Source organism: Streptomyces antioxidans, assembly GCF_000968685.2.
In the GTDB taxonomy this organism is placed as follows: Bacteria; Actinomycetota; Actinomycetes; order Streptomycetales; family Streptomycetaceae; genus Streptomyces; species Streptomyces antioxidans.
The window spans coordinates 1-24,732 of sequence record NZ_LAKD02000050.1 but is presented as its reverse complement, the minus strand read 5'-3'; the positions used below and the strand labels follow the sequence as shown (position 1 = coordinate 24,732).

24 protein-coding genes are annotated in these 24,732 nt (G+C 72.4%); 12 read left to right on the top strand and 12 right to left on the bottom strand.

All coding sequences use genetic code 11. The annotated features are described in order from the left end of the window. Window positions 1-110: 110 nt before the first annotated feature. Window positions 111-689 carry a winged helix-turn-helix domain-containing protein gene (locus tag VT50_RS20685; RefSeq protein WP_046086252.1) on the bottom strand — a complete coding sequence of 193 codons (579 nt, stop codon included), beginning with the start codon at window positions 687-689 and terminating at the stop codon, window positions 111-113. 413 nt (window positions 690-1,102) lie between these two features. On the opposite strand from VT50_RS20685, the gene VT50_RS20680 reads away from it, so the two are divergent. After that, a complete protein-coding gene (locus tag VT50_RS20680) occupies window positions 1,103-1,543 on the top strand; it encodes an SPW repeat protein (protein WP_046086253.1) in 441 nt (146 codons plus the stop codon). A 156-nt stretch (window positions 1,544-1,699) separates the two neighbouring features. Here VT50_RS20680 and VT50_RS20675 read toward each other — a convergent pair whose 3' ends face one another. Then, window positions 1,700-2,425, bottom strand: a complete 726-nt coding sequence (locus tag VT50_RS20675) for a DUF2848 domain-containing protein (protein ID WP_046086254.1) — start codon at window positions 2,423-2,425, stop codon at window positions 1,700-1,702. A 256-nt stretch (window positions 2,426-2,681) separates the two neighbouring features. On the opposite strand from VT50_RS20675, the gene VT50_RS20670 reads away from it, so the two are divergent. From VT50_RS20670 to VT50_RS20660, 3 genes are all read left to right on the top strand, one after another. Then, window positions 2,682-4,031, top strand: a complete 1,350-nt coding sequence (locus VT50_RS20670) for an MFS transporter (RefSeq protein ID WP_046086255.1) — start codon at window positions 2,682-2,684, stop codon at window positions 4,029-4,031. Between the two features lie 228 nt (window positions 4,032-4,259). Further along, complete coding sequence (locus VT50_RS20665) at window positions 4,260-5,069, top strand: carbon-nitrogen hydrolase family protein (RefSeq protein WP_046086256.1); 810 nt, start codon at window positions 4,260-4,262, stop codon at window positions 5,067-5,069. After that, window positions 5,066-5,437, top strand: coding sequence for a cupin domain-containing protein (locus tag VT50_RS20660; RefSeq protein WP_046086257.1), 372 nt, complete (start codon window positions 5,066-5,068; stop codon window positions 5,435-5,437). The genes VT50_RS20665 and VT50_RS20660 overlap by 4 nt, the downstream gene beginning before the upstream one ends. A 66-nt stretch (window positions 5,438-5,503) precedes the next feature. Here VT50_RS20660 and VT50_RS20655 read toward each other — a convergent pair whose 3' ends face one another. Then, window positions 5,504-6,136 carry a GntR family transcriptional regulator gene (locus tag VT50_RS20655; protein ID WP_046086258.1) on the bottom strand — a complete coding sequence of 211 codons (633 nt, stop codon included), beginning with the start codon at window positions 6,134-6,136 and terminating at the stop codon, window positions 5,504-5,506. A gap of 183 nt (window positions 6,137-6,319) precedes the next feature. Further along, a complete protein-coding gene (locus VT50_RS20650) occupies window positions 6,320-7,381 on the bottom strand; it encodes a medium chain dehydrogenase/reductase family protein (RefSeq protein WP_046086259.1) in 1,062 nt (353 codons plus the stop codon). A 120-nt stretch (window positions 7,382-7,501) separates the two neighbouring features. Between VT50_RS20650 and VT50_RS20645 the strand changes: the two genes are divergently transcribed. From VT50_RS20645 to VT50_RS20620, 6 genes are all read left to right on the top strand, one after another. Continuing rightward, window positions 7,502-8,266, top strand: a complete 765-nt coding sequence (locus VT50_RS20645; RefSeq protein WP_046086260.1) for a TetR/AcrR family transcriptional regulator — start codon at window positions 7,502-7,504, stop codon at window positions 8,264-8,266. A gap of 84 nt (window positions 8,267-8,350) precedes the next feature. Then, window positions 8,351-8,860, top strand: coding sequence for an inorganic diphosphatase (locus VT50_RS20640; RefSeq protein WP_046086261.1), 510 nt, complete (start codon window positions 8,351-8,353; stop codon window positions 8,858-8,860). Window positions 8,861-9,065: 205 nt separating this feature from the next. Next, complete coding sequence (locus tag VT50_RS20635; RefSeq protein WP_046086276.1) at window positions 9,066-9,704, top strand: LysE family translocator; 639 nt, start codon at window positions 9,066-9,068, stop codon at window positions 9,702-9,704. Window positions 9,705-9,728: 24 nt separating this feature from the next. Continuing rightward, window positions 9,729-10,031, top strand: coding sequence for a GNAT family protein (locus tag VT50_RS20630; protein ID WP_046086262.1), 303 nt, complete (start codon window positions 9,729-9,731; stop codon window positions 10,029-10,031). A 366-nt stretch (window positions 10,032-10,397) separates the two neighbouring features. Continuing rightward, window positions 10,398-11,591, top strand: a complete 1,194-nt coding sequence (locus tag VT50_RS20625; protein WP_046086263.1) for an Ig-like domain-containing protein — start codon at window positions 10,398-10,400, stop codon at window positions 11,589-11,591. 188 nt (window positions 11,592-11,779) lie between these two features. Further along, window positions 11,780-13,183: a hypothetical protein gene (locus tag VT50_RS20620; protein WP_046086264.1), complete on the top strand. Its 1,404-nt coding sequence runs from the start codon at window positions 11,780-11,782 to the stop codon at window positions 13,181-13,183. A gap of 100 nt (window positions 13,184-13,283) precedes the next feature. On the opposite strand, the gene glnA is transcribed toward VT50_RS20620, so the two are convergent. After that, window positions 13,284-14,693, bottom strand: a complete 1,410-nt coding sequence (gene glnA / locus VT50_RS20615) for a type I glutamate--ammonia ligase (RefSeq protein WP_046086265.1) — start codon at window positions 14,691-14,693, stop codon at window positions 13,284-13,286. 255 nt (window positions 14,694-14,948) lie between these two features. Here glnA and VT50_RS20610 point away from each other — a divergent pair, with 255 nt between their 5' ends. Then, window positions 14,949-15,416, top strand: coding sequence for an RDD family protein (locus VT50_RS20610; protein WP_075200349.1), 468 nt, complete (start codon window positions 14,949-14,951; stop codon window positions 15,414-15,416). 181 nt (window positions 15,417-15,597) lie between these two features. On the opposite strand, the gene VT50_RS20605 is transcribed toward VT50_RS20610, so the two are convergent. From VT50_RS20605 to lipB, 4 genes are all read right to left on the bottom strand, one after another. After that, entirely contained in the window at window positions 15,598-16,278 is a 681-nt protein-coding gene (locus VT50_RS20605; protein ID WP_046086267.1) for a DUF4191 domain-containing protein, read from the bottom strand. Between the two features lie 10 nt (window positions 16,279-16,288). Further along, window positions 16,289-16,498 carry an SCO2195 family GlnR-regulated protein gene (locus VT50_RS20600; protein WP_046086268.1) on the bottom strand — a complete coding sequence of 70 codons (210 nt, stop codon included), beginning with the start codon at window positions 16,496-16,498 and terminating at the stop codon, window positions 16,289-16,291. A gap of 254 nt (window positions 16,499-16,752) precedes the next feature. Then, window positions 16,753-17,703 carry a lipoyl synthase gene (lipA, locus tag VT50_RS20595; protein ID WP_046086269.1) on the bottom strand — a complete coding sequence of 317 codons (951 nt, stop codon included), beginning with the start codon at window positions 17,701-17,703 and terminating at the stop codon, window positions 16,753-16,755. A 202-nt stretch (window positions 17,704-17,905) separates the two neighbouring features. After that, entirely contained in the window at window positions 17,906-18,730 is an 825-nt protein-coding gene (gene lipB / locus VT50_RS20590) for a lipoyl(octanoyl) transferase LipB (protein ID WP_206269448.1), read from the bottom strand. A 204-nt stretch (window positions 18,731-18,934) separates the two neighbouring features. Here lipB and VT50_RS20585 point away from each other — a divergent pair, with 204 nt between their 5' ends. After that, window positions 18,935-20,647 carry an NsdA family TPR-like regulatory protein gene (locus VT50_RS20585; RefSeq protein ID WP_046086270.1) on the top strand — a complete coding sequence of 571 codons (1,713 nt, stop codon included), beginning with the start codon at window positions 18,935-18,937 and terminating at the stop codon, window positions 20,645-20,647. Window positions 20,648-20,669: 22 nt separating this feature from the next. On the opposite strand, the gene VT50_RS20580 is transcribed toward VT50_RS20585, so the two are convergent. The 3 genes from VT50_RS20580 to VT50_RS20570 form a co-directional block, all read right to left on the bottom strand. Continuing rightward, window positions 20,670-21,431 (bottom strand): ArsR/SmtB family transcription factor, encoded by a 762-nt coding sequence (locus VT50_RS20580; protein WP_046086271.1) that lies wholly within the window; start codon window positions 21,429-21,431, stop codon window positions 20,670-20,672. A gap of 670 nt (window positions 21,432-22,101) precedes the next feature. Continuing rightward, complete coding sequence (locus VT50_RS20575) at window positions 22,102-23,433, bottom strand: NAD(P)/FAD-dependent oxidoreductase (RefSeq protein ID WP_046086272.1); 1,332 nt, start codon at window positions 23,431-23,433, stop codon at window positions 22,102-22,104. A gap of 302 nt (window positions 23,434-23,735) precedes the next feature. Further along, entirely contained in the window at window positions 23,736-24,626 is an 891-nt protein-coding gene (locus VT50_RS20570; RefSeq protein WP_079343864.1) for a TIGR01777 family oxidoreductase, read from the bottom strand. Window positions 24,627-24,732 lie beyond the last annotated feature (106 nt).

Below are 24,732 nucleotides of genomic sequence, written 5' to 3'. Positions count from 1 at the left end.
GCTGAGGCCCTGGGTCCGCTGAGGTCCGGACCCGTACCGGACGCGTCCGCCGTGCCGGACAGGCTGCTGGCCTGTCCGGCACGGCGGACGTTCGCGGGGTGACGAGGGGGTCAGGCGGTGGGCACGTACTTGTACCCCACCCGCCGCACCGTCACGATCGTCCCCCGGTGCTCGGGGCCCATCTTGCGGCGCAGCCGGGCCACATGGACATCGACGGTCCGGCCGTCGCCGACATGGCCGTACCCCCACACCGTGGTCACCAGCTGATCGCGGGTGTGCACCCGGTGCGGATGGGCGACGAGATGGCTCAGCAGCTCGAACTCGAGGTACGTCAGGTCCAGCGGGCGACCGGCGATCTCGGCGGTCCGCTGGTCGGGGTCGATCCGGATCAGCTCGTCACCCGTCACCGCCGTAACCCCCTCCGTGGACGGCCTCGCCGCCTCGGGTACCTGCCGGTCGGCCGGGACCAGCACCAGATAGCCGACCATCGGCGGATGGCCGGGGAGCGCGGGCACGGTGTGCGGGGGAGCGGGCAGCCAGGTGGCGCCGGGGTGCAGCAGATCGGCGACCGGCGGCACCTCGTCCGGTGCGACGGCTCGCAGCCGCTGGCGGCCGGGCGGGGCGGACGGGCTGGACGGGGCCGCGGAAGCGGAGGCGGTGGCGGACGACAGGCCACGGAGGTTCGTCATGAGGTCAGCTCTTTCGCGCGAGAGGGCGTCAGTGGACGTCGTGCGCGCGGGCCGGGCGGCCGGGCGGAGGGGTCAGCGACCGAGCGAGCGGGCCCGCGCATCGGATGCGCGGCAACACTCGCGGTCGAAGTGGTGCGCCTGCCGGGACGGCCAGAACGGCTCCAGGTCGTAACGACCCGTCGCGATGTCGTGGAGGCTGGCCATGGCCCTATTGAAGCAGATACCGGGCCCGGGGCGCTCGGCCGTTGGAGGGAAGGACCGCGATGGCTTCCCGGCCGTGCGGGGGCGCACGATACACCCCAGTTCGCAAATCCGGCATCTACCTATATACCCAGGCGAGGCGCACAATGGGGGTGCGGTGTTTTTACCGCACTGTGCGGTCAGACTTGCATGGATCGAAGGAGGCGAGTCGAATGGCCGACGTCTCACGTGCGAGAGGCGATATAGCGGGCCACCCCGACGTGTCCGAAATGCGGGAGCGTTACGCGCGGATGATGGACGCGCGGGACGTTGTCTTCCTCGACGGGCCGGTTCTGCTGGCCGGTCTGTATTTCGCCATCTCTCCCTGGGTGGTGCACTTCTCGAGCACCAGCCCCAACCTCATGGTCAACAACCTCATCCTCGGCATCACCATCGCCCTGCTGGGGCTCGGCCTCACCACGGCGCCGAGGAGGATGTACAGCCTGTGCTGGGCCATGTCCGCGATTGGTGTATGGATGATCATTTCTCCCTGGGTGGTCGCCCGGGGCGCCGATGCCGGGATGATCGCGAACAATGTCGTGGTGGGTGCCATCACCTGCCTGTTCGGCCTGGTCGCAGCCGGCATGGTGATGCGGAAGGGCAGGGAAACCTGACCGGACGCTGAATCACCGAACCGTCTGGACAGCGGCGAAGGCCGTCCACCGGCTGCCCCTCGGGGCCGTGCGGCGGACGGCCTTCGCGTGTGCTGCCCATGGTCCGGTGGGTGTGGGTGTGGGTGTGGGTGTGGGGCATGGGTGTGGCTGTGGGTGTCAGCCGATCGGCTCGGGCAGCGGGACCACGTCGTAGGAGCATTCGATGGTCCGGCCGGTGGCCGGGTCGCCCAGCTCCACCCGCCAGCGCTCGGCGAACTGGTCCACGCCCTCGGCCATCGGGATGGTGCCGGAGATCAGCACGGTGCCGGGCACCAGGGCGCCGCGTTCGCGCAGCACCTCCACCCAGTACGCGGGCGGCAGCAGCTCGGCCAGGCTGCCGCTCTGCACCTCGGTCTCCGCGCCGTCGTGGGTGACCCAGGCGCGGAGCGTCAGGTCGTCGAGGCGGGACGCCACATCGGAGAGCCGCCAGGCGCGGGTGGCCAGCACATCGGGGGCCGCGTTCTTGCTCCAGGCCACGCCGTGGACCTCCAGCTCCCGGTCGGTGTGGTCGCAGGCCGCCGTCAGCAGCAGCTCCCCGTCGGCGGCCACGACCAGCGCCCACTCGGCCTCGCCCGAGGTGCGGGCGTGCTGGACGCGGACCCGGCCGGTCTGCTGGGCCAGGTAGGGGGCGACCGGGTAGAGGGCGGGCGTCACGGAGGGTGCGGGCACGCCCAGCTCGGCGAGCTCGGCCACATGGGCGGCCACATCCTCCTGGCTGCGTCCCGCGTAGCCCGCGTTGAGCACCTGGACGACCTCCACCTGGTGGAGGGAGCCGTCGGGGAGTTCGAAGGTGAGCGAGGACGGGGCGGGCTGTGCTGCGGGCTGCGACGGCTTCGTTGTCATGGGTGCTGTGCTCTCCAGGGGGCGACGGGGCTGGGGGTCTGCGGTTTCTGTGCTGGCCGGGCGGTCACCCGCTGCCGCGGGTGACCGCGCACTTCGCGGTTTCGAAGCGGTTAACTTCCTCCGGAGGGGTTGCGCATACGCTTGGTATACAAGAAGTATGCCGGAAGGCCGATCCGCGCAACCCCCACCCCTCGCACCACCCCGAAAACGCCACGTACCATCCCGTAAGCCTCATGCACCATCTCGAGGACGGAATATGCAGCCCACCGCATCGAGCGCACCGCCACCCCGGGCCGACCGGTCCGGGGTCCGCCGCGCCTTCGTCGCCAGCCTCACCGGCACCGCCCTGGAGTGGTACGACTTCGCCGTCTACTCCGCCGCCGCGGCCCTGGTCTTCGGCGATCTCTTCTTCCCCTCCAAGGACCCCACCACCGGCACCCTGCTGGCGTTCTCCACCTACGCCGTCGGCTATGTCTCCCGGCCGCTGGGCGGCTTTGTCTTCGGTCGGCTCGGCGATGTCATCGGCCGGAAGAAGGTGCTGATCGCGACGCTCGTGCTGATCGGCGGCGCCACCCTGCTGATCGGGCTGCTGCCCACCTACGCCACGGTCGGCGTCGCGGCCCCGGTCGCGCTGGTGCTGCTGCGCTTCGCGCAGGGCGTCGGCGTCGGCGGGGAGTGGGGCGGCGCGGTGCTGCTGTCCAGCGAGTTCGGCGATCCACGGCGGCGCGGCTTCTACGCCTCGGCCGCGCAGGTCGGGCCCCCGGCGGGCAATCTGCTGGCCAACGGCGTCCTGGCCGCGCTGGGCGCGGCGCTGACGGAGGACCAGTTCACCAACTGGGGCTGGCGGGTGGCGTTCCTGCTCTCCGGGCTTCTGGTGGTGTTCGGTCTGTGGATCCGCGCCAAGCTGGAGGAAACCCCGGTCTTCAAGGCGATGGAGGCCGCGCAGGACCGCCCGGAGGCGCCGCTGCGCGAGGTGTTCACCACCCAGCCGAGGGCGCTGACCGCCGCGATCCTCAGCCGGGTCGCCCCCGACGTGCTGTACGCGATGTTCACCGTCTTCGTGCTCACCTACGCCACCGATGAACTCGGCATGTCACGCGGCTCGGCGCTCACCGCCGTGCTGATCGGCTCCTCGCTGCAGATCGTGCTCATCCCGCTGGCCGGGGCGCTCTCGGACCGGGTCAACCGGCGGCTGCTGTACGGGGGGTCTGCCGTGGCCGCCGGGGTCTGGCCGTTCCTGTTCTTCCCGCTGGTCGCGGACGGCAGTTGGGCGCTGCTCACCCTCGGGGTCGTCGGCGCGCTGGTGATCCACTCGCTGATGTACGGGCCGCAGGCGGCCTTCATCGCCGAGCAGTTCTCCCCGCGGCTGCGCTACACCGGCTCCTCGCTCGCCTACACCCTCGCCGGGATCATCGGCGGCGCGATCGCGCCGCTGCTCTTCGCCACGCTGCTCGGTGAGTATCACGCCTGGGTGCCGCTGGCCGTCTACATCGCGGTCACCGCCGCGGTCACGGTGGCGGGCCTCTGGCTGGGCCGGGATCCGTCGTCCGCCGAGAAGGAGGAGCCGGAGCCGCTGACCGTCGCCTCCGCCGCGACCGTATCGTGACCGCTGTCCCGTCCCGTCCTGTCCCCGCTCGCGGATCCTGTCCCGCTCGCGGATCCTGTCCCGCTCGCGGAGCTGTAAAGCGAGCCGTACCGGGGAAGGGGCGGGACGAGGCCGCGTACCCGGTCGGGACCACGAACCCCGACCGCGCTCCGACCCGTTCTCCGATCCGCACTCCGGCGCTCACGACCAGGAAATCGCCCTCGACCAGGGAATGAGGCAGCACCCGCCATGCCCCTCCGCATCGCACTGAGCCAGCTCACCACGGGTCCGGACCCGGCGTCGAACCTCGCCCTGCTGCGCGAGGAGACCCAGCGGGCGGCGGCGGCCGGGGCGCGTCTGGCCGCCTTCCCTGAGGCGGCCATGGCCTGCTTCGGCACCCGGCTCGGCCCCATCGCCGAACCGCTGGACGGCCCCTGGGCCACCGAGGTCCGGCAGATCGCCAAGGACGCCGGGCTGGTGGTGGTGGCCGGGATGTTCACCCCGGCGCCCGACGGCCGGGTGGCCAACACCCTGCTGGCCACCGGCCCGGGGGTGGAGACCTCCTACGACAAGATCCATCTCTATGACGCCTTCGGCTTCGCCGAGTCCAAGACCGTGGCGCCGGGCTCCGAGGTGGTGACCTTCGATCTGGACGGTGTCCGGATCGGCCTGGCCACCTGCTACGACGTGCGGTTCCCCGAGCTCTTCCGGGCCCACGCCGACGCGGGCGCGGTGCTCTCGCTGCTGCCCGCGTCCTGGGGCGCGGGGCCCGGTAAGCGCGAGCAGTGGGAGCTGCTGACCCGGGCGCGGGCGCTCGACGCCACCGTATGGCTGGCGGCGGTGGGTCAGGCCGACCCGGCGGCGTCCGGTGTGACCGCCGCGAGCTCCGCCCCCACCGGTATCGGCCACAGCGCGCTGATCGGCCCCGACGGCACCGTACGGGAGCGGCTGGACGCGGGTCCCGGGCTGCTGGTGGGAGAGGTGGACACCGAGGAGGTCACCGCGGTGCGCCGCACGGTGTCCGTCCTGGCCAACCGCAGGCTGGGCGGACAGCCATGAGCGGCACCGCCGGGGCCAAACCGGAGCACGAGTTCCATCTGCCCGCCGGACCCTGGCGGCGACCGCCGGGCGCGGCCGCGGGGGTCAGCGAACAGATCCTCGCCACGGACGAGAGCGGCACCCACACCACCGCCCTGGTGCGCTGGGAGCCCGGAACGGACACCTCCCCGTCCGGGGTGGTCCGCCACGACGGCTGGGAGGAGGTCTACCTCCTCGAGGGCAGCATGCGCGACCTGACCCTGGGAGAGACCTTCGCGCGCGGCTTCTACGCCTGCCGACGGCCCGGAATGCCACATGGCCCCTGGCTCTCCGAAGAGGGCGTCACCATGCTCGTGATCACCTACCCGGAATCGACAGCCGGACCGTAACTCCCCCGGGCGATGGCCCATCCCGGGGCCGTGGCTCACTCCCGGGCGGTGGCTTGCCCGGGTGGCTTATCCGGTGAGCAGGACCTTCAGGGTTGACTCCAGGTGGGCGCTGATCGCCGTGCGGGCCGCTTCCGGGTCGCCCGAGGCCACCGCGTCCAGGATCGCCTGGTGCTCGCCGAGCACCTCCTCCTGGCGGCCGGTCTGGGTGTAGAGGGCCACCACCCCGGCCCGGATCTGGCGGCTGCGCAGCCCGTCGTAGTGCCGGTTGAGGAGTTCATTGCCCACCGCGGCGACCATGGTCGCGTGGAAGAGGTGGTCCACGGCGATGAACTCCTTGGCCTGCTCAGGACCCATCAGCCCGCGCTGCCGCTCCAGCAGCTCCGTCAGCTTCCCGACCGGCACCGTGCCCGCCTCGATGGTCCGCTCGGCGGCGTGGCGCTCGACGATCCCGCGCAGCTCCATCAGCTCGGTGATCTCCCGGCCGGAGAGCGGGGCGATATGCGCACCCCGCTTGGGGACCAGCTGGACCAGATCCTCGGCCGCCAGCAGGAGCAGAGCCTCACGGATCGGGGTCCGGGAGATGCCGATCCGGTCGGCGATCTCCTGCTCGGTGAGGAACCTGCCCTGCATGTCGGGATCGGTCAGCACGGTCTCCTTGAGGAACGCGTACGCCTTTTCTCGTCCGGACTGCGCTGGCACTGGGCCCCCATGCTGCTTCGCATACAACTCGTATACGAAAATTATCACGGACGGCCAGCAGCGACGGGGAAGCCGGGCAGCCAGAAGTCGGGCATCCAGAAGTCCGGCATCCAGAAGTCGGGCATCCGGGAGCCCTGGGCTCCTGCTCCGGAGGAGTCGCGGAGGTGCCGATGAACCTGGCGCTCACCGCGCGCCCTCCTCGCCGCTCCGGCGCCGACGGGCGTCCTCGTCCGCGACCAGGACCACCTTTCCGGCGACGGTGCCGGACTCGGCCAGGCGCATCGCCTCCGCGGCGTCGGAAAGCGGGATCCTCGCCGCCACCAGCGCGGTGAACTCGCCCTTCGCCAACAGTGCCAGCACCTGCCCCAGATCGTCGCGGATCCGCTCCTGGAAGGCGGCCGGGCGCCGCCGCCCGGCCCAGAGGTTGAAGAAGTGGGCCCGCCGTCCGTTCGGCAGCAGGTTCCACAGGGTCAGCCGGGCGAGCAGCTTGAGCACCGGGGTCCGGGATGAGCCGGGGACGTCCCGGGTGGCCGCCGTGCCGTAGGAGACCAGCGTGCCGCCGCGGGCGAGCAGCCGGAAGGAGTCCACGATGCCCTCGCCGCCGATGTGGTCGAAGACCGCGTCAACCCCGCCGGGCGCCAATGCCCGCACCCGGGCGGGCAGATCCGGATCGCGGTAGTCGAGCGGGGTGGCGCCGAGGGCGTGCACCGCGTCGTGGTGGCGGGGCGAGGCGGTGCCGATGACCTTGATGCCCGAGTGGCGGGCTAGCTGGACCAGGGTGGTGCCCACCCCGCCGTTTGCCCCATGGACCAGCACGGTCATCCCGGGGCGCACCTTGGCCACGCGGTGGAGCATCTGCCAGGCCGTGATCCCGTTGACCACCACCGTCTCGGCCTCCGCCGCGTCCACCCCCTCGGGGACCTTCACCAGATCGCCCGCGTCAACGAGGGTGTGGCTGGCCCAGCCGCCGATCTTCGTGAGCGCCGCGAACCGCCGCCCGCGCAGGGCCGGATCCACCCCGGGGCCCGTCGAGACCACCGTGCCCACCAGGTCATAGCCGGGCACGAAGGGGAACGGCGGCTGGTCGTAGTACTTCCCGCGGCGCATCTGCTGCTCCGCGAAGGACACCCCCGACGCCTCGACGGCCACCAGCGCCTGCCCGGGACCGGGCTCGGGCAGCGGGCGGGTGCGGAGCTCGAGCCCTTCGGGCTCCACCTGGCCCGGCAGAACGACTTCGGTGATCACGGCTGACCTCGTTTCCAAGTGAGGAGTTCTCGTTGTTGTGAGATCTTCTAACCAAACAATGAACCTGTTACTCTCGACGTGTCAAGCCCGAATTCGAAGAGCCGCACGAGAGGCGCGTCCATGGCGACAGCACGGCGTGAGCGCTACCGCAAACAGACCCGGGAGGAGGCCAAGGCCGTGGCCCTGGCCCAGCTGGCCGAGTCGGGCACGGCGGGCATTTCGGTGAACGCGATCGCGAAGGCGATGGGGATGACCGGCCCCGCGCTCTACCGCTATTTCGCGAGCCGGGACGAGCTGCTGACCGAGCTGATCACCGACACCTACCGCGATCTGGCCGAAACCCTCGCCCGGGCCGTCGCCGACGCCGCCCCCGCCGACGCCGCCGACGCGGCCCCTGCCGATGCGGCACCCGCCGACGCCGCCGACGCGGCCCCCGCCGACCGCTTCCGCGCCATGGCCCGTGCCCTGCGCGACTGGGCGAAGCGCCAGCCCGACCGCTATCTGCTCATCTACGGCACCCCGGTGCCCGGTTACCACGCGCCGCCGGAGACCACCGAGATCGCGGCGGGGCTGATGCGGACCATCGTGGACGCCTGCTCCACCGTCGGCGATGCCGATGGCGCCACCGCGCACCGCGCTGCCACCGGCCCGGGGCAGCAGCCCCTGACCGACCTCGAGGCCGAGCTGGTGCGCCACCTCGAGGACGCGGGCTCCTGGGTGCCGGGGGAGGAGCCCGGCGGTGAGCTGAAGGGCCGCGCGCTGCGCACCTGGACCAGGCTCCACGGCGTGATCAGCCTTGATGTGCAAGGCCAGTTCACGGGCATGGGCTTCGATCCCTCGGTCCTCTTCGAGGCCGAGATCGACGCCCTGGTGCGGGGCGGCTGAGCTGCCCCCGGCCGGAGCTGCCCGCCCGGCGGGCCCGGCGCACACTGGAAGGACACCGGAGCGCGACGGGGAGCGGAGGCGGCGATGGAGCACGGCGAGTTCGATGTGGTCGTGGAGATCCCCGAGGGGTCACGCAACAAGTACGAGATGGACCATGAGACCGGCCGGATCCGGCTGGACCGGATGCTGTTCACCTCGACGAAGTACCCGGCCGACTACGGCTATGTCGACCACACCCTCGGCCGGGACGGCGATCCGCTGGACGCCCTCATCACCGTCGCCGAGCCGACCTTTCCCGGCTGTGTGATCCTCTGCCGGGCCATAGGCATGTACTGCATGCGCGACGAGCAGGGCCCGGACGAGAAGATCCTCTGTGTCCCGGCCCATGACCCGCGCTATGTCGGCGTGCAGGACATCGATGACGTCCCCGAATTCGACCGTAAGGAGATCACCCACTTCTTCGAGGTCTATAAGGACCTCGAGCCCGGCAAGTCCGTCGAGGGTTCCCACTGGGAGGGCCGCGAACGGGCCTACGCCGAGATAGCCGCCTCCCGCGCCCGCGCGGCCGAAAACGGCCGGTTCCAGAGCCCCTGAGCGGGACCGGCGCCCGCCACCGCTCAGGGAGCCGCCCCCACGCGGCGCGGGCACCCCACCGCCGTCCTCCGGCACCACGGTCCACCTTCCGCGCCAACGCCGGGGAACGGCGTACGAGTTGGGGCCGTCCGCGGGCCAAGGCCCGGGCGATGCGCCCGGGAAAACCGCTGGAGCCGCGCGCCGTTCGCGTGCTTCGATGCGCTTCATGGTGCCCAGCGACCGACTGCTCGCCTTCGCGGCCATGTCCTTCCTGCTGATCGTGATCCCCGGTCCCAGCGTGCTCTTCGTGGTCGGCCGGGCACTGGCCCAGGGCCGCCGAGCCGCGCTGACCACGGTCGTCGGCAATACCCTCGGGGCGTATGTGCTGGTCGTGGCCGTGGCGCTGGGCATCGGATCCGTGGTGGAGCGCTCGGTCCTCGTCTTCACCGCGCTGAAGCTCGTGGGCGCCGCGTATCTGGTGTACCTGGGGGTCAAGGCGGTGCGGCAGCGCCACTCGCTGCGGGCCGCGTTCACCGGCGCGGGGCCCGCCCACGGGGGTCTGCGCACGCTGTGGGAGGGGTTCGCGGTCGGCGTGGCCAACCCCAAGACGATCGTGTTCTTCGCCGCCGTACTGCCCCAGTTCGTCGACCGCGAGCAGGGGCGCGTCGTACCGCAGATGCTGCTGCTCGGGCTGGTCTTCAACGCCATCGCAGTGATCTCCGACAGCGTCTGGGGCCTGGCCGCGGCCACCGCCCGCACCTGGTTCGCCCGCTCCCCGCGGCGCCTCGCGATGGTCGGCGGCGTCGGCGGACTCTCCATGATCGGCCTCGGCGTCACCGTCGCCGCCACGGGCCGCGCGGACTAGCCCCGTACGGACCGTACGGACTGCGTGGACCGTATCGACCGCCTGGACTCCGTGCGGGCCAGGCCGCTGTGCGCCGACGACCTCCCCGCCGCCGAACGCGCCTCGGCCACCACCCTCCTCGAGGCCGACCGCCGCAGCGGGAGGGTCGGCGAACCCGAGCCCCGGCCCCGCCCGGCCGCCGCCTCCCGGCAGTGGATCGACCGGATGCGCCACTTCCGCACCGAGGACCCCGGCGGCTGCTGGGTCGCCGTGGACGAATCCGAAGGCGACGACGGCCTCATCGGATTCGCCATCTCCCAGAACCGCGGCCCGTCCTGGTTCCGGTAACACCCTGGCCCCGCCTCCGCCGCGCCATGCGCCCTGCGTGCGCGGGCAGTTGACGGCGAGGCATATGCGCCGTACGGGGTGTGGGAGGTGCGCTGGGGGAGGGGCGAGCGCTGCGCCGTATGGGGTAATTCGGGGGTGTATCTATGGTGTTGGCGGCGTGTCGCGTGCCTACTGGTGCTACAGACCGGTGGGTTTCACATCGGGCGGGGACGGCGCGACGCGCCTCCCGCGTCGAACGCCGTAAGCGCGCATTCCGCGTCGAACACCATGAGCGCGCACCCCATCCTGATGCGCTGCCACGCGCCGCGGTCACGGCCCCGCATGGCGAGCAACGGCCCACCATCCCACCCCACTTGGAGGGCCATCATGGCTTCACCCACGGTCACCCTGGTCACGGCGGCGCCGAACCCCGCCGTGTCCGGGCAGTCGGTCACGCTCACCGCCACCGTGATCCCGCTCGGCGCCGGAACGCCCACGGGTACCGTCACCTTCGTGGTCAGCGGCGGCCCCACCCTGACCGGCACGCTGTCCGGCGGGACCGCCTCGGTCACCGCGAGCGGCCTGGGCGTCGGCACCCACATCGTCACCGCCACCTACAGCGGCGACGCCGACTTCACCCCGTCCACCGGCACCACGGCCGTCGTCGTGCTCCAGGCGTCGACGACGACATCGGTGATATCGGCGCCGGACCCCTCGACGCTGGGGGAGCCGGTGACGTTCACCGCCACCGTCGCCCCGGTCGCGCCCGGTACGGGCACCCCGACCGGAACGGTCACCTTCGTGATCAGCGGCAGTGGGGGCGGTTCGTTCACCCAGCCGCTGTCCGGCGGCACGGCCACGCTCACCCTCAGCACCCTCGGTGCCGGATCCCACACCGTGGTCGCCATCTACGGCGGCGACGCCACCTTCCTGCCGTCCACCGGCACCGACACCCACACCGTGAGCCCCGGGCCCGCGCCCACGACCACGGTGCTGACCTCCTCGGCGAACCCGTCCGTGTTCGGGCAGCCGGTGACGTTCACCGCCACGGTCACGCCGAACCCGCCCGCCACCGGGACCCCGACCGGCACGGTCACCTTCGTGATCAGCGGCAGCGGGGGCGGTTCGTTCACCGAGCCGCTGTCGGGCGGCACGGCGACGTTCACCACCGGCGACCTGGGCACGGGTTCGCACACCGTGACGGCCACCTACAGCGGTGACGCCAACTTCGCCCCGTCGTCGTCGGCGACGCTGACGCAGGTGGTGAACGCGGCCGAGTCGAGGACCTCGCTCAGCTCCAACCCCAACCCGGCAGCGGCTGGCGCGCCCATCGACTTCGTCGCCTTCGTCGAAGCCCTCCCGCCCGGCGACGGCACCCCGACGGGCACGGTCACCTTCACCCTCACCGATGGGGTGACCACCATCCCCTCCGTGCAGCCCGTGGACGCCAATGGGTTCGCCTTCCTCTCCGACCAGATGCTGACGGAAGGCGACTGGGACGTCAGCGCGGTCTACTCGGGCGACGCCAATTTCGGAGCCTCGGGCGTCTCCGACTACACACAGGTGGTCACCGGAGCTTAGGCCACGATCACGGACACGATCACGGCTGCGACCATGATCACGGCACGGTCACGACGGCCATGATCACGGCCTGATCGCACAGCACTGAGCCTCGCCACTGCCCGAAAGGGGCGGTGGCGGGGCCCAGCCATGCGGCGCCGACGCATACGCGTTCGCATATCCGCCCCCTGTGCGGGTAAATGTGAAGTGTGTCCGGCAAGATCCCGCGATGGGGAACGCTCCTGCTGGCCGTCCTCGTCGCCCTGACGGCGGTGCTGCTCACCGCCGGGGGCGCGCATGCCGAAACGGATGTGAACAAGATCGGCAAGGCGCTGCGCAGCAGCCCCGTATACGTCGATCCCGGCGCCTCCGACGCCCTGAGCGCCGGACAGGCCCGTGCCCTGGTGGCACACATCCGCACCGCCGATGTGCCGGTCTACGTGGCCGTTCTGCCCGACAACCCCGCGTACGGGGGAGAGCGCGTCTTCGAGCGGCTGCGCGCCGCCGTCGACCGTCCCGGCGTCTACGCGGTGGCGCTCGGCTCCTCCTTCGGGGCGGCCTCCGACAGCTCGGTGCTGCCGGGGCGGACCTCGCAGGCGCTGGCGGAGCGGAACCTCCGGCAGCACCCGCACGACCTCGCGGCGACCCTGAACGGCTTCGTGACCGACACGGCCACCGCGATCCACGACCGGACCGGCCAGGGGTCCGGCGGCGACCAGGGGTCCGGCGGCGACCAGGGGTCCGGCGGCCACCAGGGCGCTCGGGGCTCCACCCTGTCGTTGGGGGACGCGGTGGCGGTGCTGATCGTCCTGGCCGCCGTCGGAGGAAGCGGGCTGTTCCTGGCCCGGCGCACCCGCAAGCAGCGCCGCGAGCGCGAACGGGCCGAGCTTGAGCAGGTGCGCGGCGCGGTCGAGGAGGACATCACCGCGTACGGCGAGAGGCTCAGCGGGACCCGCTTCGACCCCGCCGACCCGGCGTCCACCCCCGAGATGGCGGACGACTACGGCCGCGCCCTGGACGCCTACGAGGAGGCGAAGGCCAGGTCGGCCGCCGCCCGGCGGCCCGAGGACGTACGGCCGGTGACCGAGGCGCTGGAGGAGGGCCGCTTCGCGCTGGCGGTGCTCGACGCCCGCCGCGAGGGCGGCCCGCTGCCCCAGCGGCGCCCGCCGTGCTTCTTCGACCCGCGCCATGGCCCTTCGGTCCGCGACGTCCCATGGGCACCCCCAGGCGGCGCCCAGCGCTCCGTCCCCGCCTGCGCCGCGGACGCCACCCGCATCGACGACGGCCACTACCCGGACGCCCGCACCGTCCCGGTCGGCGGCGACCGGCGCCGACCGTACTGGGACGCCGGTCCGGCCTATGGGCCCTGGGCGAGCGGCTACTTCGGCGGCTACGGCTCGATGCTGCTGCCCGGGCTGCTGGTCGGCACGCTGCTGGGCGGATCCCTCGGCCCCGGCTACGGGCCCGGTGGGTTCGACGGTGGCTTCGGCGACGGCGGGGACGGCGGCGACTCCGGGAGTGGCTTCGACGACGGGTTCGGGGGAGGCTTCGGCGACGGCGGTGGCTTCGACGGCTTCGGCGGAGGGTTCGGTGGCGGCTTCGGCGACGGCTGACCCCCGCCCCCGCACCACGCCACGGAGCCCCCGTTCCCGCCCATCGGGGCGGTGGCGGGGGCTCGGCCGGAGCCGCGGGGGCTCACGGAGCGGGCGCGGCTCACACGTCGAAGTAGAGCTCGAACTCGTGGGGGTGCGGGCGCAGCTGGAGCGGGGCGATCTCGTTGGTGCGCTTGTAGTCGATCCAGGTCTCGATCAGGTCGGAGGTGAAGACGCCGCCCTGGAGGAGGAACTCGTGGTCGGCCTCGAGGGAGTCGAGGACGGCCGGGAGAAAGGTCGGGACCTGCGGGACGCCCGCGTGCTCCTCGGGGGCGAGCTCGTAGAGGTCCTTGTCGATCGGCTCGGCCGGCTCGATCTTGTTCTTGATGCCGTCCAGGCCCGCGAGGAGCAGGGCGGAGAAGGCCAGGTACGGGTTGCCGGAGGAGTCCGGGGCGCGGAACTCGACGCGCTTGGCCTTCGGGTTGGAGCCGGTGATCGGGATGCGCATCGCGGCGGAGCGGTTGCGCTGCGAGTACACCAGGTTGACCGGGGCCTCGAAGCCCGGGACCAGACGGTGGTAGGAGTTCACCGTCGGGTTGGTGAAGGCCAGCAGCGACGGGGCGTGCTTGAGGATGCCGCCGATGTAGTAGCGGGCGGTGTCGGACAGGCCCGCGTACCCCTGCTCGTCGTAGAAGAGCGGGGAGCCGCCCTGCCACAGCGACTGGTGGACGTGCATGCCCGAGCCGTTGTCACCGAAGATCGGCTTCGGCATGAAGGTCGCCGTCTTGCCGTTCTGCCACGCCACGTTCTTGACGATGTACTTGAACAGCTGGAGGTCGTCGGCCGCGGCCAGCAGCGTGTTGAACTTGTAGTTGATCTCGGCCTGGCCCGCGGTGCCCACCTCGTGGTGCTGGCGCTCGACCTGGAGACCGGCCTTGTTCAGCTCGAGGGTGATCTCGGCGCGCAGATCGGCGAAGTGGTCGACCGGCGGGGTGGGGAAGTAGCCGCCCTTGTAGCGGACCTTGTAGCCGCGGTTGTCCTGCAGCGCACCGGTGTTCCAGGCGCCCGCCTCGGAGTCGACGTGGTAGAAGGCCTCGTTCGCCTTGGTCTCGAAGCGGACGCTGTCGAAGACGTAGAACTCCGCCTCCGGGCCGAAGTACGCGGTGTCCGCGATGCCGGTGGAGGCGAGGTAGGCCTCGGCCTTACGGGCGATGTTCCGCGGGTCACGGCTGTACTGCTCGCCCGTGATCGGGTCGTGGATGAAGAAGTTGATGTTGAGGGTCTTGTCCCGGCGGAACGGGTCGACGCGCGCCGTGGAGAGGTCGGCGCGCAGGGCCATGTCCGACTCGTGGATCGCCTGGAAGCCGCGGATCGACGAGCCGTCGAAGGCCAGCTCCTCGTTCGGGTCGAACGCCTCCGCCGGTACGGTGAAGTGCTGCATGACGCCGGGAAGGTCACAGAAGCGGACGTCGACGAACTTCACGTCCTCGTCCGAGATGAACTTCCGAGCGTCGTCGGCGTTCTGGAACATCCAACTCCTCCTAGCCCGGCCGCGGTGGGACGGGGATATGTCCGGTGGCGCGTATTCCATGTGCGGTGGCGCGCTTCCGCCGACCATAGGCAGACGGGATTTCCCGGGCATGACCCATTTGTTTCACCCAGGTTAACCGGCTCGGGGGTGCCCTCGGGGCCTTGGCGGCACCGGAAAAGGCGCCGTATGGGTCGCGGGAACCGCTGCGGAGGGGCCCGGCCCGGGGAACGTATGCGGTCGCAGTAACGTAGTCGGGTGGACAAGAGGCAAGCAATCGGATCGTGGCTTTCCGGGCCCCGTGCGGCCGCCGAGGAGATGGGCGTCGACTTCGGCTACCGGGGTCAGGGCCTCGGTCTTCCCGAGGACGGACCGGGCTCCATCGCGCCCCTGGGACGCCGTTTCGGGGCGCTCTTCATCGACTGGGGCCTGTGCCTGCTCGTCTCCTACGCCCTGCTGTCCGGCCGTGACGCCCAGGCCGCCGGGAACTGGGCGCTGCTGGTCTTCCTGGCGCTGAGCCTGGTCACCGTCGGCACCGTCGGCGCCACCCCCGGCAAGCTGCTGCTGAGGCTGCGGGTCATCGGCGAGGGCGGGACGCGGCTGAGCCTGCCGCGGGCCGTGCTGCGCAGCGTGCTGCTGGTGCTGGTCATCCCGGCGGTGGTCTGGGACCGCGACACCCGGGGGCTGCACGACCGGCTCTCCCGCGCGGTGCAGATCAGGGTCTGAGCCCGTACGGACCCCTCTGCGGATTCTCGTACGGATCCGGGCCGAGCCCGCGGATTGCGTACAACGGCGTTACGCGCGGGCGACGGCGTTCACTCGCGAAGCGGCGGCCCCGGACGAAACGGCGGCCCGGACTCTCCGTCCGGGCCGCCGTTTCGTTTCCGCTGGGGTGAGGGGTGGGCGCTCAGCGCCCCTTGGGCATCCGCATTCCCTTGGGCATCGGGCCCTTGGGAATCGGCATATTGCTCATCAGGTCGCCCAGCGCGCGCAGTCGGTCGTTCACCACCGTGACCTGCGCGCCCGGCAGCACCCGGGGCAGCTTCAGCAGCGTGGTGCGAAGCTTCTTGATCTCGACCTGGCCCTCGCCGGAGCCGACCATCACATCGTGGACCGGGACGTCCGAGACGATGCGCGCCATCTTCTTCTTCTCGGCGGCCAGCATGCCCTTGAGCCGGTTCGGATTGCCCTCGGCGACCAGCACGATGCCCGCCTTGCCCACCGCGCGGTGGATGACGTCCTGGTTCCGGTTCATCGCCACCGCGGGCGTCACCGACCAGCCGCGGCCCACGTTCTCCAGCACCGCGGCCGCCGCGCCCGGCTGGCCATCCATCTGTCCGAAGGCGGCCCGCTCGGCACGGCGGCCGAAAATGATCGCCATCGCGAGGAAGGCCAGGACGAAGCCCAGGATGCCCAGGAAGATCGGGTGGCCGATCCAGAAGCCGATCGCGAGAAGGACACCGAAGGTGACGATCCCCACGCCGGCGACGACAAGTGTGACCTTCGGGTCGACCCGTTTGGTCATCTTGTAGGTCAGGGCGATCTGCTTCAGCCGCCCGGGGTTCTCGGATGTTTCCTTCCTCGCCATACAGCGAAGTTTACGTGGCCTGGGAAGCCCCGGTGGACACGGCCTCCAGCACGTGTTCGGCCTCGTCCCGGTCCTTGGCCCGGCGCCGGTCCTCGAGCACGGCGGTCCAGGCGTTGCGGCGGGCGGTGCGCTGCCCGCCACGCAGCAGCAGACCTTCCAGGACGAGGAGCGCGTCGGTGACGGACGGGCGTACGGACGGGCGTACGGGCGCAGCCGGCATGGATACCCCTCGGAAGCGGCGGATGATCATTACGCACAACGTATAAGCAGTGCGTGGCTTAATCGTTACCCAATGGTGTTACCAGTGCGTGACTGGCCGGTCAAACACCGATGAAACCCCGCTGCGGCCGGTATTCCGCCCCTGACCTGCGGCGTTCTCAAAGCCCTCGGATCGGTGTGTGCTCGCAATCACACAGCGTGTTGCTCACATGGCCGACCGCCGACGCAATGTGACGGCGGTGCGACGACGGAGAGTCAGACGGCCTGAGAAGTCACCGCGACATTGCGCCGCTCGATGGCCTGCTGGTACAGACGGCCGGCGCGGTACGAGGAGCGGACCAGCGGGCCGGACATGACGCCCGCGTAACCGATCTCCTCGGCCTCCTCCTTGAGCTCCACGAACTCCTGGGGCTTGACCCAGCGCTCCACGGGGTGGTGGCGCGGGGACGGCCGCAGGTACTGGGTGATGGTGATCAGCTCGCAGCCCGCGTCATGGAGGTCCCGGAGCGCCTGGCTGATCTCCTCGCGCTCCTCGCCCATGCCCAGGATCAGGTTGGACTTGGTGACCAGACCCGCCTCGCGCGCCTTGGTGATCACCTCGAGCGAGCGCTCGTAACGGAAGCCCGGGCGGATGCGCTTGAAGATCCGCGGCACCGTCTCGACGTTGTGCGCGAGCACCTCGGAGCGGGCCGAGAAGACCTCGGCGAGCTGCTCGGGGACCGCGTTGAAGTCCGGGATCAGCAGCTCCACACCGGTGTCCGGCATCAGGGAGTGGATCTGGCGCACGGTCTCCGCGTAGAGCCAGGCGCCGCCGTCCTCCAGGTCGTCACGGGCCACACCGGTGACGGTCGCGTACTTCAGCTCCATGGTGCGTACGGATTCGGCCACCCGGCGCGGTTCGTCGCGGTCCAGCTCCTGCGGCTTGCCGGTGTCGATCTGGCAGAAGTCGCAGCGCCGGGTGCACTGGTCGCCGCCGATGAGGAAGGTGGCCTCGCGGTCCTCCCAGCACTCATAGATGTTCGGACAGCCCGCCTCCTGGCACACGGTGTGCAGGCCCTCCCGCTTCACCAGGCCGTGCAGCTCGGTGTACTCGGGGCCCATCTTCGCCCGGGTCTTGATCCACTCGGGCTTGCGCTCGATGGGGGTCTGGCTGTTCCGGACCTCCAGGCGCAGCATCTTGCGTCCGTCGGGTGCGACTGCGGACACGTCCGGCACTCCTCTTTGCTTGACTCTGCTGGGCGGCTCGGCGTGGCGAGTTTGCCGGCGGGCTTGTGAATCGTCGGCGGTCACCAGGGTACGCCCGTGGTTCGTACGGTTTTACGTCCAGGGCAACCGAACGTCGCGAGGACGCATTCCCGCGAGGTCCGTACCGGAAGGGCTCCGGACGGCTCCGGACGGCCCCGGAGGGTCAGACCGCCCGCGGCAGCGGGACGGAGGACTCCAGGACCTCCCGCAGATGCCGCTCGACCACCGGCAGCACCTCGGCGATCGGCACATCCCGGCCCAGCTCCTCCGAGAGCGAGGTCACCCCCGCGTCCCGGATGCCGCACGGCACGATCCGGTCGAACCAGGTGTTGTCCGGATTGCAGTTGAGCGAGAAGCCGTGCATCGTCACGCCCTTGGCGATCCGCACCCCGATGGCGGCCAGCTTGCGGTCCTCGCGGCGCTGACCGGCGTTGGACGGGGCGTACTCCGGCCCGTTCAGCCGGGCGTCGAACTCCTCGTCCTCCAGCCGCGGGTCGAAATCCAGCTTCAGCCCGCCGAGCGCGGGGCGCTGGTCCACCGGGTCGCCCAGCACCCACACCCCGCTGCGGCCCTCGACCCGGGTGGTCTCCAGACCGAACTCCGCACAGGTGCGCAGCAGCGCGTCCTCGAGGCGGCGGACGTGCGCGATGACGTCCACCGGGCGCGGCAGCTTGAGGATCGGATAGCCGACCAGCTGGCCCGGGCCATGCCAGGTGATCTTGCCGCCGCGGTCCACGTCCACCACCGGGGTGCCGTCCAGGGGGCGTTCGCTGTCGGCCGTGCGCCGCCCCGCCGTGTAGACCGGGGGGTGCTCCAGCAGCAGACAGGTGTCGGGGATCTCGTCCGCGAACCGGGCGGCGTGCACCCGGCGCTGCTCCTGCCACGCCTCCTCGTAGTCCACGGCGTCCGCGCCGAAGCCCAGGTGGACGTAGGCAAGGGCCGATGAACCGGGGGCTGCCCCCGGGGATGACGTGGTCACGGCGGTCACGGCAAGCTCCTTCTCGACCCGCGTCGGATGGGCGGCGGAGCCTCGCGGCGGCGCCCCCGCCACTGTACGGCCGTGTCCCCTTACGTCCGCACCCGGCTCGTTCTCACACGATCGGATGAATGGAGCCGGACGGCCGCGATCAGCCCTCGAGCGGCGGTTACATTCGCGCCGTTCCACCGAGCGATCAGGGAGACCGGCAGGCTGATGACGGAACGACCCCCGCAGCGCATTCCCAATCGTCAGCTCGCCGCGCTCATCGCCGAGGCGGGCTTCTCCAACGCCGGGCTGGCCCGGCGGGTGGATCAGCTCGGACTGGAGCACGGTCTGGACCTGCGGTACGACAAGACATCGGTGACGCGGTGGCTGCGCGGACAGCAGCCGCGCGGCACCACCCCGGCGCTGATCGCCGAGGTGTTCACCCGGCGGCTGGGACGCCGACTGACCGCCCAGGACCTGGGCCTGGACGCCTGCGCTCCGGTCTACGCGGGGCTGGAGTTCGCCGCCACCCCGCAGGAGGCGGTGGACATCGTCAGCGGGCTGTGGCGCAAGGACTCCGGGAGCCATGCGGAGCTGCGGAAGATCGCGTTCACCCCGGCGGGTCTGGTCGTCCCCAGCCGCGACTGGCTGATCGGACGGCCCGACGACCGGGTGGCGCGCGGCGAGCCACCGGCGGGGGCCGCTCCGGGCCCGGGGACGGCGGTGGGAGCGGGGGCCGGGCCGGGGGCCGGAGCCGCCGGGGCCGGGCGGCTGCCCGCGCAGGGCGGCCGGGCGGGAGGTCCGGTCGGTGGCCCGGTGGGCGGCCCGGTGGGTGGCCCGGTGGGGGCGGCAGCGGGGCGCGCGGTCGGCCAGGGCGCCCATGGCGCCCAGGGATCTCATGGCGCCCATGGCGTCCATGGCACTCACGGCGCCCAGGGTTCTCATGGCGCCCATGGCCCCCACGGTGCCCATGGCGCTCACGGCCGGGCGCCGCTGCCCCGCCAGCGGCGCCACGACCGCGACCGGCGCGCCCCGGGCTACCGGGTGACCCCGAGCGATATCGCGGCCCTGCGCTCGGTCGGCGAGCTGTTCGCGGCGCTGGACCAGACGTACGGCGGCGGCCACGCCCGGCAGGCCCTGGTGCGCTATCTCGAGCACGAGGGCGAGCCGATGCTGCGCGGCTCGTACAACGAGGCGACCGGGCGGCGGCTGTTCGGCGCGATCGCCGATCTGACCCGGCTGGCCGGATGGACCTCGTTCGACATCGCCGCCCATGGCCTGGCGCAGCGCTACTTCGTGCAGGCACTGCGGCTGGCGCAGGCGGCCGGGGACCGCACCTACGGCAGCTATGTGCTGGTCACGATGAGCCGCCAGGCCGTCTACCTCGGCCATGGGCGGGAGGCCGTACAGCTGGCCCGGGTGGCCCAGCAGGGGGTGGGCGGTGGCGCCCCGCCGGTGCTGCAGTCGCTGCTGCACGCGATCGAGGCGCGCGGCCATGGCGTCCTGGGCGAGGTGCGCGCGTGCACCGCCTCGCTCGCCCGCGCCGAGCGGTCGCTGGAGGCGGCCCGGCCGGGGGACGAGGTGCCGTCCTGGGCGCGGCTGTTCGACGAGGCGCAGCTGGCCGACGAATTCGGCCACTGCCACCGCGATCTGCAGCAGTACCGCGCCGCCGCCCAGCACGCGGAGCGCTCCCTCCAGCTCCACGGCGCCGGGTTCGCGCGCAGCCGGCTGTTCTGCCGGGTGGTCCTGGCGACGGCGCGGCTGGGCCTCGGCGAGCTGGAGCAGGCGTGCCAGCTGGGCGCGGAGGCGGCGCAGCAGGCGTCGGAGATGCGGTCGGTGCGGGCGGCGGAGTACGTACGGGACTTCGAGCGCCGCCTGGAGCCCTACCGGGACGCGGCACCGGTACGGGGCTACCGGGAGCGGGTGGCGGCGCTGGGGTAGTCGGGGCGGGGCGGGGGTGTGTTCAGGCGTCGAGCACGATGCCGAAGGTGCGCTCCAGGCCGTCACGCCCCGCGCCGGTCAGGTCGAGCACGCGGCGGCGGCTGCCACGGCGGATCCAGCCCAGCGCGAAGAGCCGGTCCGTCAGGGCGGCGCCCAGCGCCCCGGCGAGGTGGTGGCGCTGCTCGGTCCAGTCCACGCAGTAGCGGATCAGCTGGCGGCGCCCGGCGAGCTCGTCCGCGTCCACGCCGAACGCCGCCAGCTCCGCGCGCCCCGGGGCCGTCAGCCGATACGCGGTGTCCTTGCCCGGGGCGGAGAGCCGGTCGCCCGCCGCCGTCTCGGGGTGGAAGCGCCCGTCACCGCCCTCCAGGACCCCGCGCTCCAGCAGCGCCGCCATCAGCGCCACGCCGAGGGCGCCCGCGACGTGGTCGTAGCAGCTGCGCGCCCGGCGCAGGGCGTGTGCGTGGGTGCTCTGCCGCAGTGAGGTGACGGGCAGCGGCGGGGCGATCCTGGCCAGCGCCTCGAGCGCCTCACCGACGGCGGGACCGGCCAGCCGGTAGTACCGATGCCGCCCATGCCGCTCGACCCGCACCACCCCGGCCGCCAACAACTTGGCCAGATGCCCGCTCACCGTGGAAGCACTCACCCCGGCCTCACCGGCCAGCACACTGGCGGGCAGCGCCCGCCCCTCCAGCAGCGCCAGCAGGACGCGGGCGCGGGACGGATCGGCGATGGCCGCCGCCGCGCGGGCGATGTCGGCGTCACGGGCATCCGTGGTGGTGACCATGGCTCCAGCGTAGGGCGGCCACGCTTCGGCGAGGACCGAAGTATCGGCGACGGCCGGAGCATGGGCGGGGCGCCCCCGCCCATGCTCCGGCGACACGGGCCGCGCCGGGCCTCGCGCCGCGCGCGTTGGGATTGGCGCTGGCTCCAGGAGTCTCCGGTCGAGTGCCGAGTGCCGAGTGCCGAGTGCCGAGTGCCGAGTGCGGTGCCGGGCCCCTGCCCCGTTCCCTGCGCGCCTGGGGATGTGCCCTCCAGGGCGGAGCTTCGCCATACGTGCCGTGCCACGAGGCGTGGGAGGCGACCGCGTGCACCCTCGGCGGCGGGCCGCGCTCCTGGCAGCGCTATCGGCTCCCGCCGCCCGCACCATGCCCAACGCCTCTGCCACGGATGCGTCGTGACGCGCGGCTGCGCAGCCGTACAGCCGCACAGCCGCACAGTCGCGAGGCAGCCGCAGCGCGGCGGGCGCGGCGGTCCTGCTGCGCCCTCGCGGGCGAGCGTAGGCCGCCACGGCGGGCACGGACCGGGGCCGGGCCGGTCCGTGAGACGCGAGCCGTACGGGACCCTGCCCCGCGGGCGCGCTGCGGGGCAGCCCGCGGCGATGCGGATGTCGGTTCTCCTCGGCTGGGGGCGTGGCGGGGGCCTGGCCTCACGCCTGAGGCCCCCGGACGCCCGGGTCAGGCCGCTGCGGCGGGCAAGGGGCGCGGATGGGCGTCGGAGTCCGAGCCGGGCGGGGCGCCGAAGTCGCTGAGGACCGCTCGGGCGGCTCGGCGGCCGGAGGCCAGGGCGCCCTGGACCGTACTGGAGTCGCGGTGGTCGCCGCAGACGTACAGCCCGGACAGCAGCCGCACCGGGCGGCGCGGGTCGTGGGGTGCGGGCATGGCCGGGACGGCGTACGGGTCGTGGTGGGCGGCCAGCAGGTCCCAGTTCGCCGTCGACGTCCCGTACACCGCCGCCAGTTGGTCCCGGACGGCCCGGTCGAGCTCGGCGGTCGGCAGCGCGGCGGAGGTGCCCAGCACCGTGGAGGTGATCAGCACCCGGCCGGGCGGGGTGCGCGAGGGGTCCACCTCGCTGGCCACCATCGTGTGGGCCACCGGGCCATCGCCGCCCGCGGCGAGTATCAGCGCGGGCTCGCGCAGCGGCGGCCGGGCGGCGCTGTGGTGCATCACGGTGACCGGGTGGAAGGCGGGCACCCGCAGGCCGGGCAGCAGCCCGGCCGCGTCGTGCGCCCCGGTGGCCACCAGCACCGCACGGCAGCCGAACTCGCCGTGTTCGGCGGTGGCCACGGTGGTGGTGGAGGCCGAAACGGCCCGGACGCCCGTACGGACCGTCCCCGGCGGCAGCGCGGCCGCCAGCAGTTCGGGGACGGTGGACGCGCCGCCCGCCGGGAGGCACAGGCGGCCGCGTGCGTAGCCGCGCAGCGCGAGGTCGGCGCAGCGGCTGGACGTGGTGAGGTCCGGGTCGCTCAGCAGCGAGACGAGCAGTGGACGCAGCACCCCCTCAACCGTACGAGCAGGTAGGCCCCGCCCCCCCAGGGTCTCGGAGACCGGCCGGTCGGGGCGGGCGAGCAGGCGGTCCGCCGGCAGGGCGGCGAGCCTGCCGAGCGCGGCACCGAGTCGGGCCTGATCGAGCCCACTGCCGAGCGGCGCGCGGGCGGCGTTCGCGAGAGCGCGTGCCGTGGTGAACGCGCCCCTCATGCTCCGGGGGGTGTCCACCCGGTGGGTACGGCCCTCGCTGTGGACCAGCACCCCCTGGGCGAAGGGGCGCAGGGCGAGGGTGCCGAGCCCCGGAGTGCGCCGCAGCTCCGGGAACGAGGTGTTCATCAGATGGCCGGTGCGGTCCAGCCGGAAGCCGTCCACGGTCTCGGTGGTCATCCGTCCGCCCACATGGGGCGCGGCCTCGAGCACCGTGACGGCGACTCCCGCGCCGGTCAGCCGTTGGGCCGCGGCCAGTCCCGCGAGCCCGGCGCCGACGATGACGACGTCCGTGCGGTGCGCGCGCTTGAGCACGTGTCCTCCCCGAGGTCGGTGCGTCCGTCACGGGGGCTGTTGCCCCGACCGGCGGCCCGGATGCGTGGGTCCCGCGAGTCGGCTCGGCGAGACGGTCATGACAGTACGGACAAAAACGGTCGATGCCAGACGCGCATCGACCGGGCACGGGCGCACACCGGTCGCACGCCAGTCGCACGCGGTCATTGACCGGTCCGCGACCGGTCCACACAACGCCTCGCGATGGATCCGCGACCGGTCCACACAACGCTTCGCGACCGGGAGGGGTGAGGGCGGGAGGGGGCGCGGAGCGCCCAACTCGCCTACCCGAGCGCCGCCTTGATCGCCTCGTCCACATGCGGGCAGGCGAAGGTGAAGCCGGAGTCCAGGAGGCGGCGGGGCACGGCCCGGACGCTGCCGAGGACGTCCCCGGACATCTCGCCCAGGGCGACCCGGAGCGCGGGCGCGGGCACCGGGAAGAGCGTGGGGCGGCCCAGCACCCGGCCCATGGCGGCCGTGATCTCGCGGTTGGTCACCGGCGCCGGGGCGGTGAGGTTGACCGGCCCGCTGAGCTCGGGGGTGTCGAGGACATGGCGCAGCGCGGCGATGTGGTCCCGCAGCGCGATAAAGCTCCAGTACTGCCGGCCGCTGCCCATCCGCCCGCCGAGCCCCAGCTTGAACAGGGGGAAGAGCTTCCCCCATGCCCCGCCCTCGGCGGAGACCACCAGACCGGTCCGGGCGAAGACCGTACGGACGCCCGCCTCCTGGGCCGCGGTCGCCGCCTCCTCCCAGTCCTGGCAGACATCCGGGAGGAAACCGTGGCCGGGGGGCGCACTCTCATCGACCGCGCGCTCCCCGGTGTCACCGTAGAACCCCACCGCGCTCCCGCTCACCAGCACCCGCGGCGGGGTGTCCAGCGAGGCGACCGCCTCGGCGATGGCCGCGGTGCCCAGCACCCGGCTGTCCCGGATCTCCTTCTTGTACGCGTCGGTCCAGCGCCGGTCGCCGACGCCCGCGCCCGCGAGATGGACCACGGCGGCACAGCCCGTCAGCCCTGAGGTGTCCACCCACTGCCGCCGCGGGTTCCACTCCACCTCGTCCTCCGCACGCGCCGGTCGCCGCACCAGACGCACCACCTGGTGGCCGTCCCCGCGCAGCGAGCGGACGAGTGCCGTGCCGATGAGTCCGGAGGAACCGGTGACCGCGATACGCATGGGCCCATCCTGCCCTCGATCACCGGAGGGATGTCGGAACAACGGGCGGGCGTGGCACAGTGATCCGCATGTCCCAGCCCTACGACCCGCCCCACCCCTCCCACCC

Excerpts from the sequence above, each read along its gene's own strand:
- VT50_RS20685 (WP_046086252.1), bottom strand. The coding sequence starts at position 689 with ATGACGAACCTCCGTGGCCTGTCGTCCGCCACCGCCTCCGCTTCCGCG.
- VT50_RS20645 (WP_046086260.1), top strand. The coding sequence starts at position 7,502 with ATGGCGACAGCACGGCGTGAGCGCTACCGCAAACAGACCCGGGAGGAG.
- VT50_RS20605 (WP_046086267.1), bottom strand. The coding sequence starts at position 16,278 with ATGGCGAGGAAGGAAACATCCGAGAACCCCGGGCGGCTGAAGCAGATC.
- VT50_RS20660 (WP_046086257.1), top strand. The coding sequence starts at position 5,066 with ATGAGCGGCACCGCCGGGGCCAAACCGGAGCACGAGTTCCATCTGCCC.
- VT50_RS20600 (WP_046086268.1), bottom strand. The coding sequence starts at position 16,498 with ATGCCGGCTGCGCCCGTACGCCCGTCCGTACGCCCGTCCGTCACCGAC.
- VT50_RS20585 (WP_046086270.1), top strand. The coding sequence starts at position 18,935 with ATGACGGAACGACCCCCGCAGCGCATTCCCAATCGTCAGCTCGCCGCG.
- glnA (WP_046086265.1), bottom strand. The coding sequence starts at position 14,693 with ATGTTCCAGAACGCCGACGACGCTCGGAAGTTCATCTCGGACGAGGAC.
- VT50_RS20640 (WP_046086261.1), top strand. The coding sequence starts at position 8,351 with ATGGAGCACGGCGAGTTCGATGTGGTCGTGGAGATCCCCGAGGGGTCA.
- VT50_RS20675 (WP_046086254.1), bottom strand. The coding sequence starts at position 2,425 with ATGACAACGAAGCCGTCGCAGCCCGCAGCACAGCCCGCCCCGTCCTCG.
- VT50_RS20570 (WP_079343864.1), bottom strand. The coding sequence starts at position 24,626 with ATGCGTATCGCGGTCACCGGTTCCTCCGGACTCATCGGCACGGCACTC.
- VT50_RS20680 (WP_046086253.1), top strand. The coding sequence starts at position 1,103 with ATGGCCGACGTCTCACGTGCGAGAGGCGATATAGCGGGCCACCCCGAC.
- VT50_RS20670 (WP_046086255.1), top strand. The coding sequence starts at position 2,682 with ATGCAGCCCACCGCATCGAGCGCACCGCCACCCCGGGCCGACCGGTCC.
- VT50_RS20625 (WP_046086263.1), top strand. The coding sequence starts at position 10,398 with ATGGCTTCACCCACGGTCACCCTGGTCACGGCGGCGCCGAACCCCGCC.
- VT50_RS20665 (WP_046086256.1), top strand. The coding sequence starts at position 4,260 with ATGCCCCTCCGCATCGCACTGAGCCAGCTCACCACGGGTCCGGACCCG.
- VT50_RS20635 (WP_046086276.1), top strand. The coding sequence starts at position 9,066 with ATGGTGCCCAGCGACCGACTGCTCGCCTTCGCGGCCATGTCCTTCCTG.
- VT50_RS20580 (WP_046086271.1), bottom strand. The coding sequence starts at position 21,431 with ATGGTCACCACCACGGATGCCCGTGACGCCGACATCGCCCGCGCGGCG.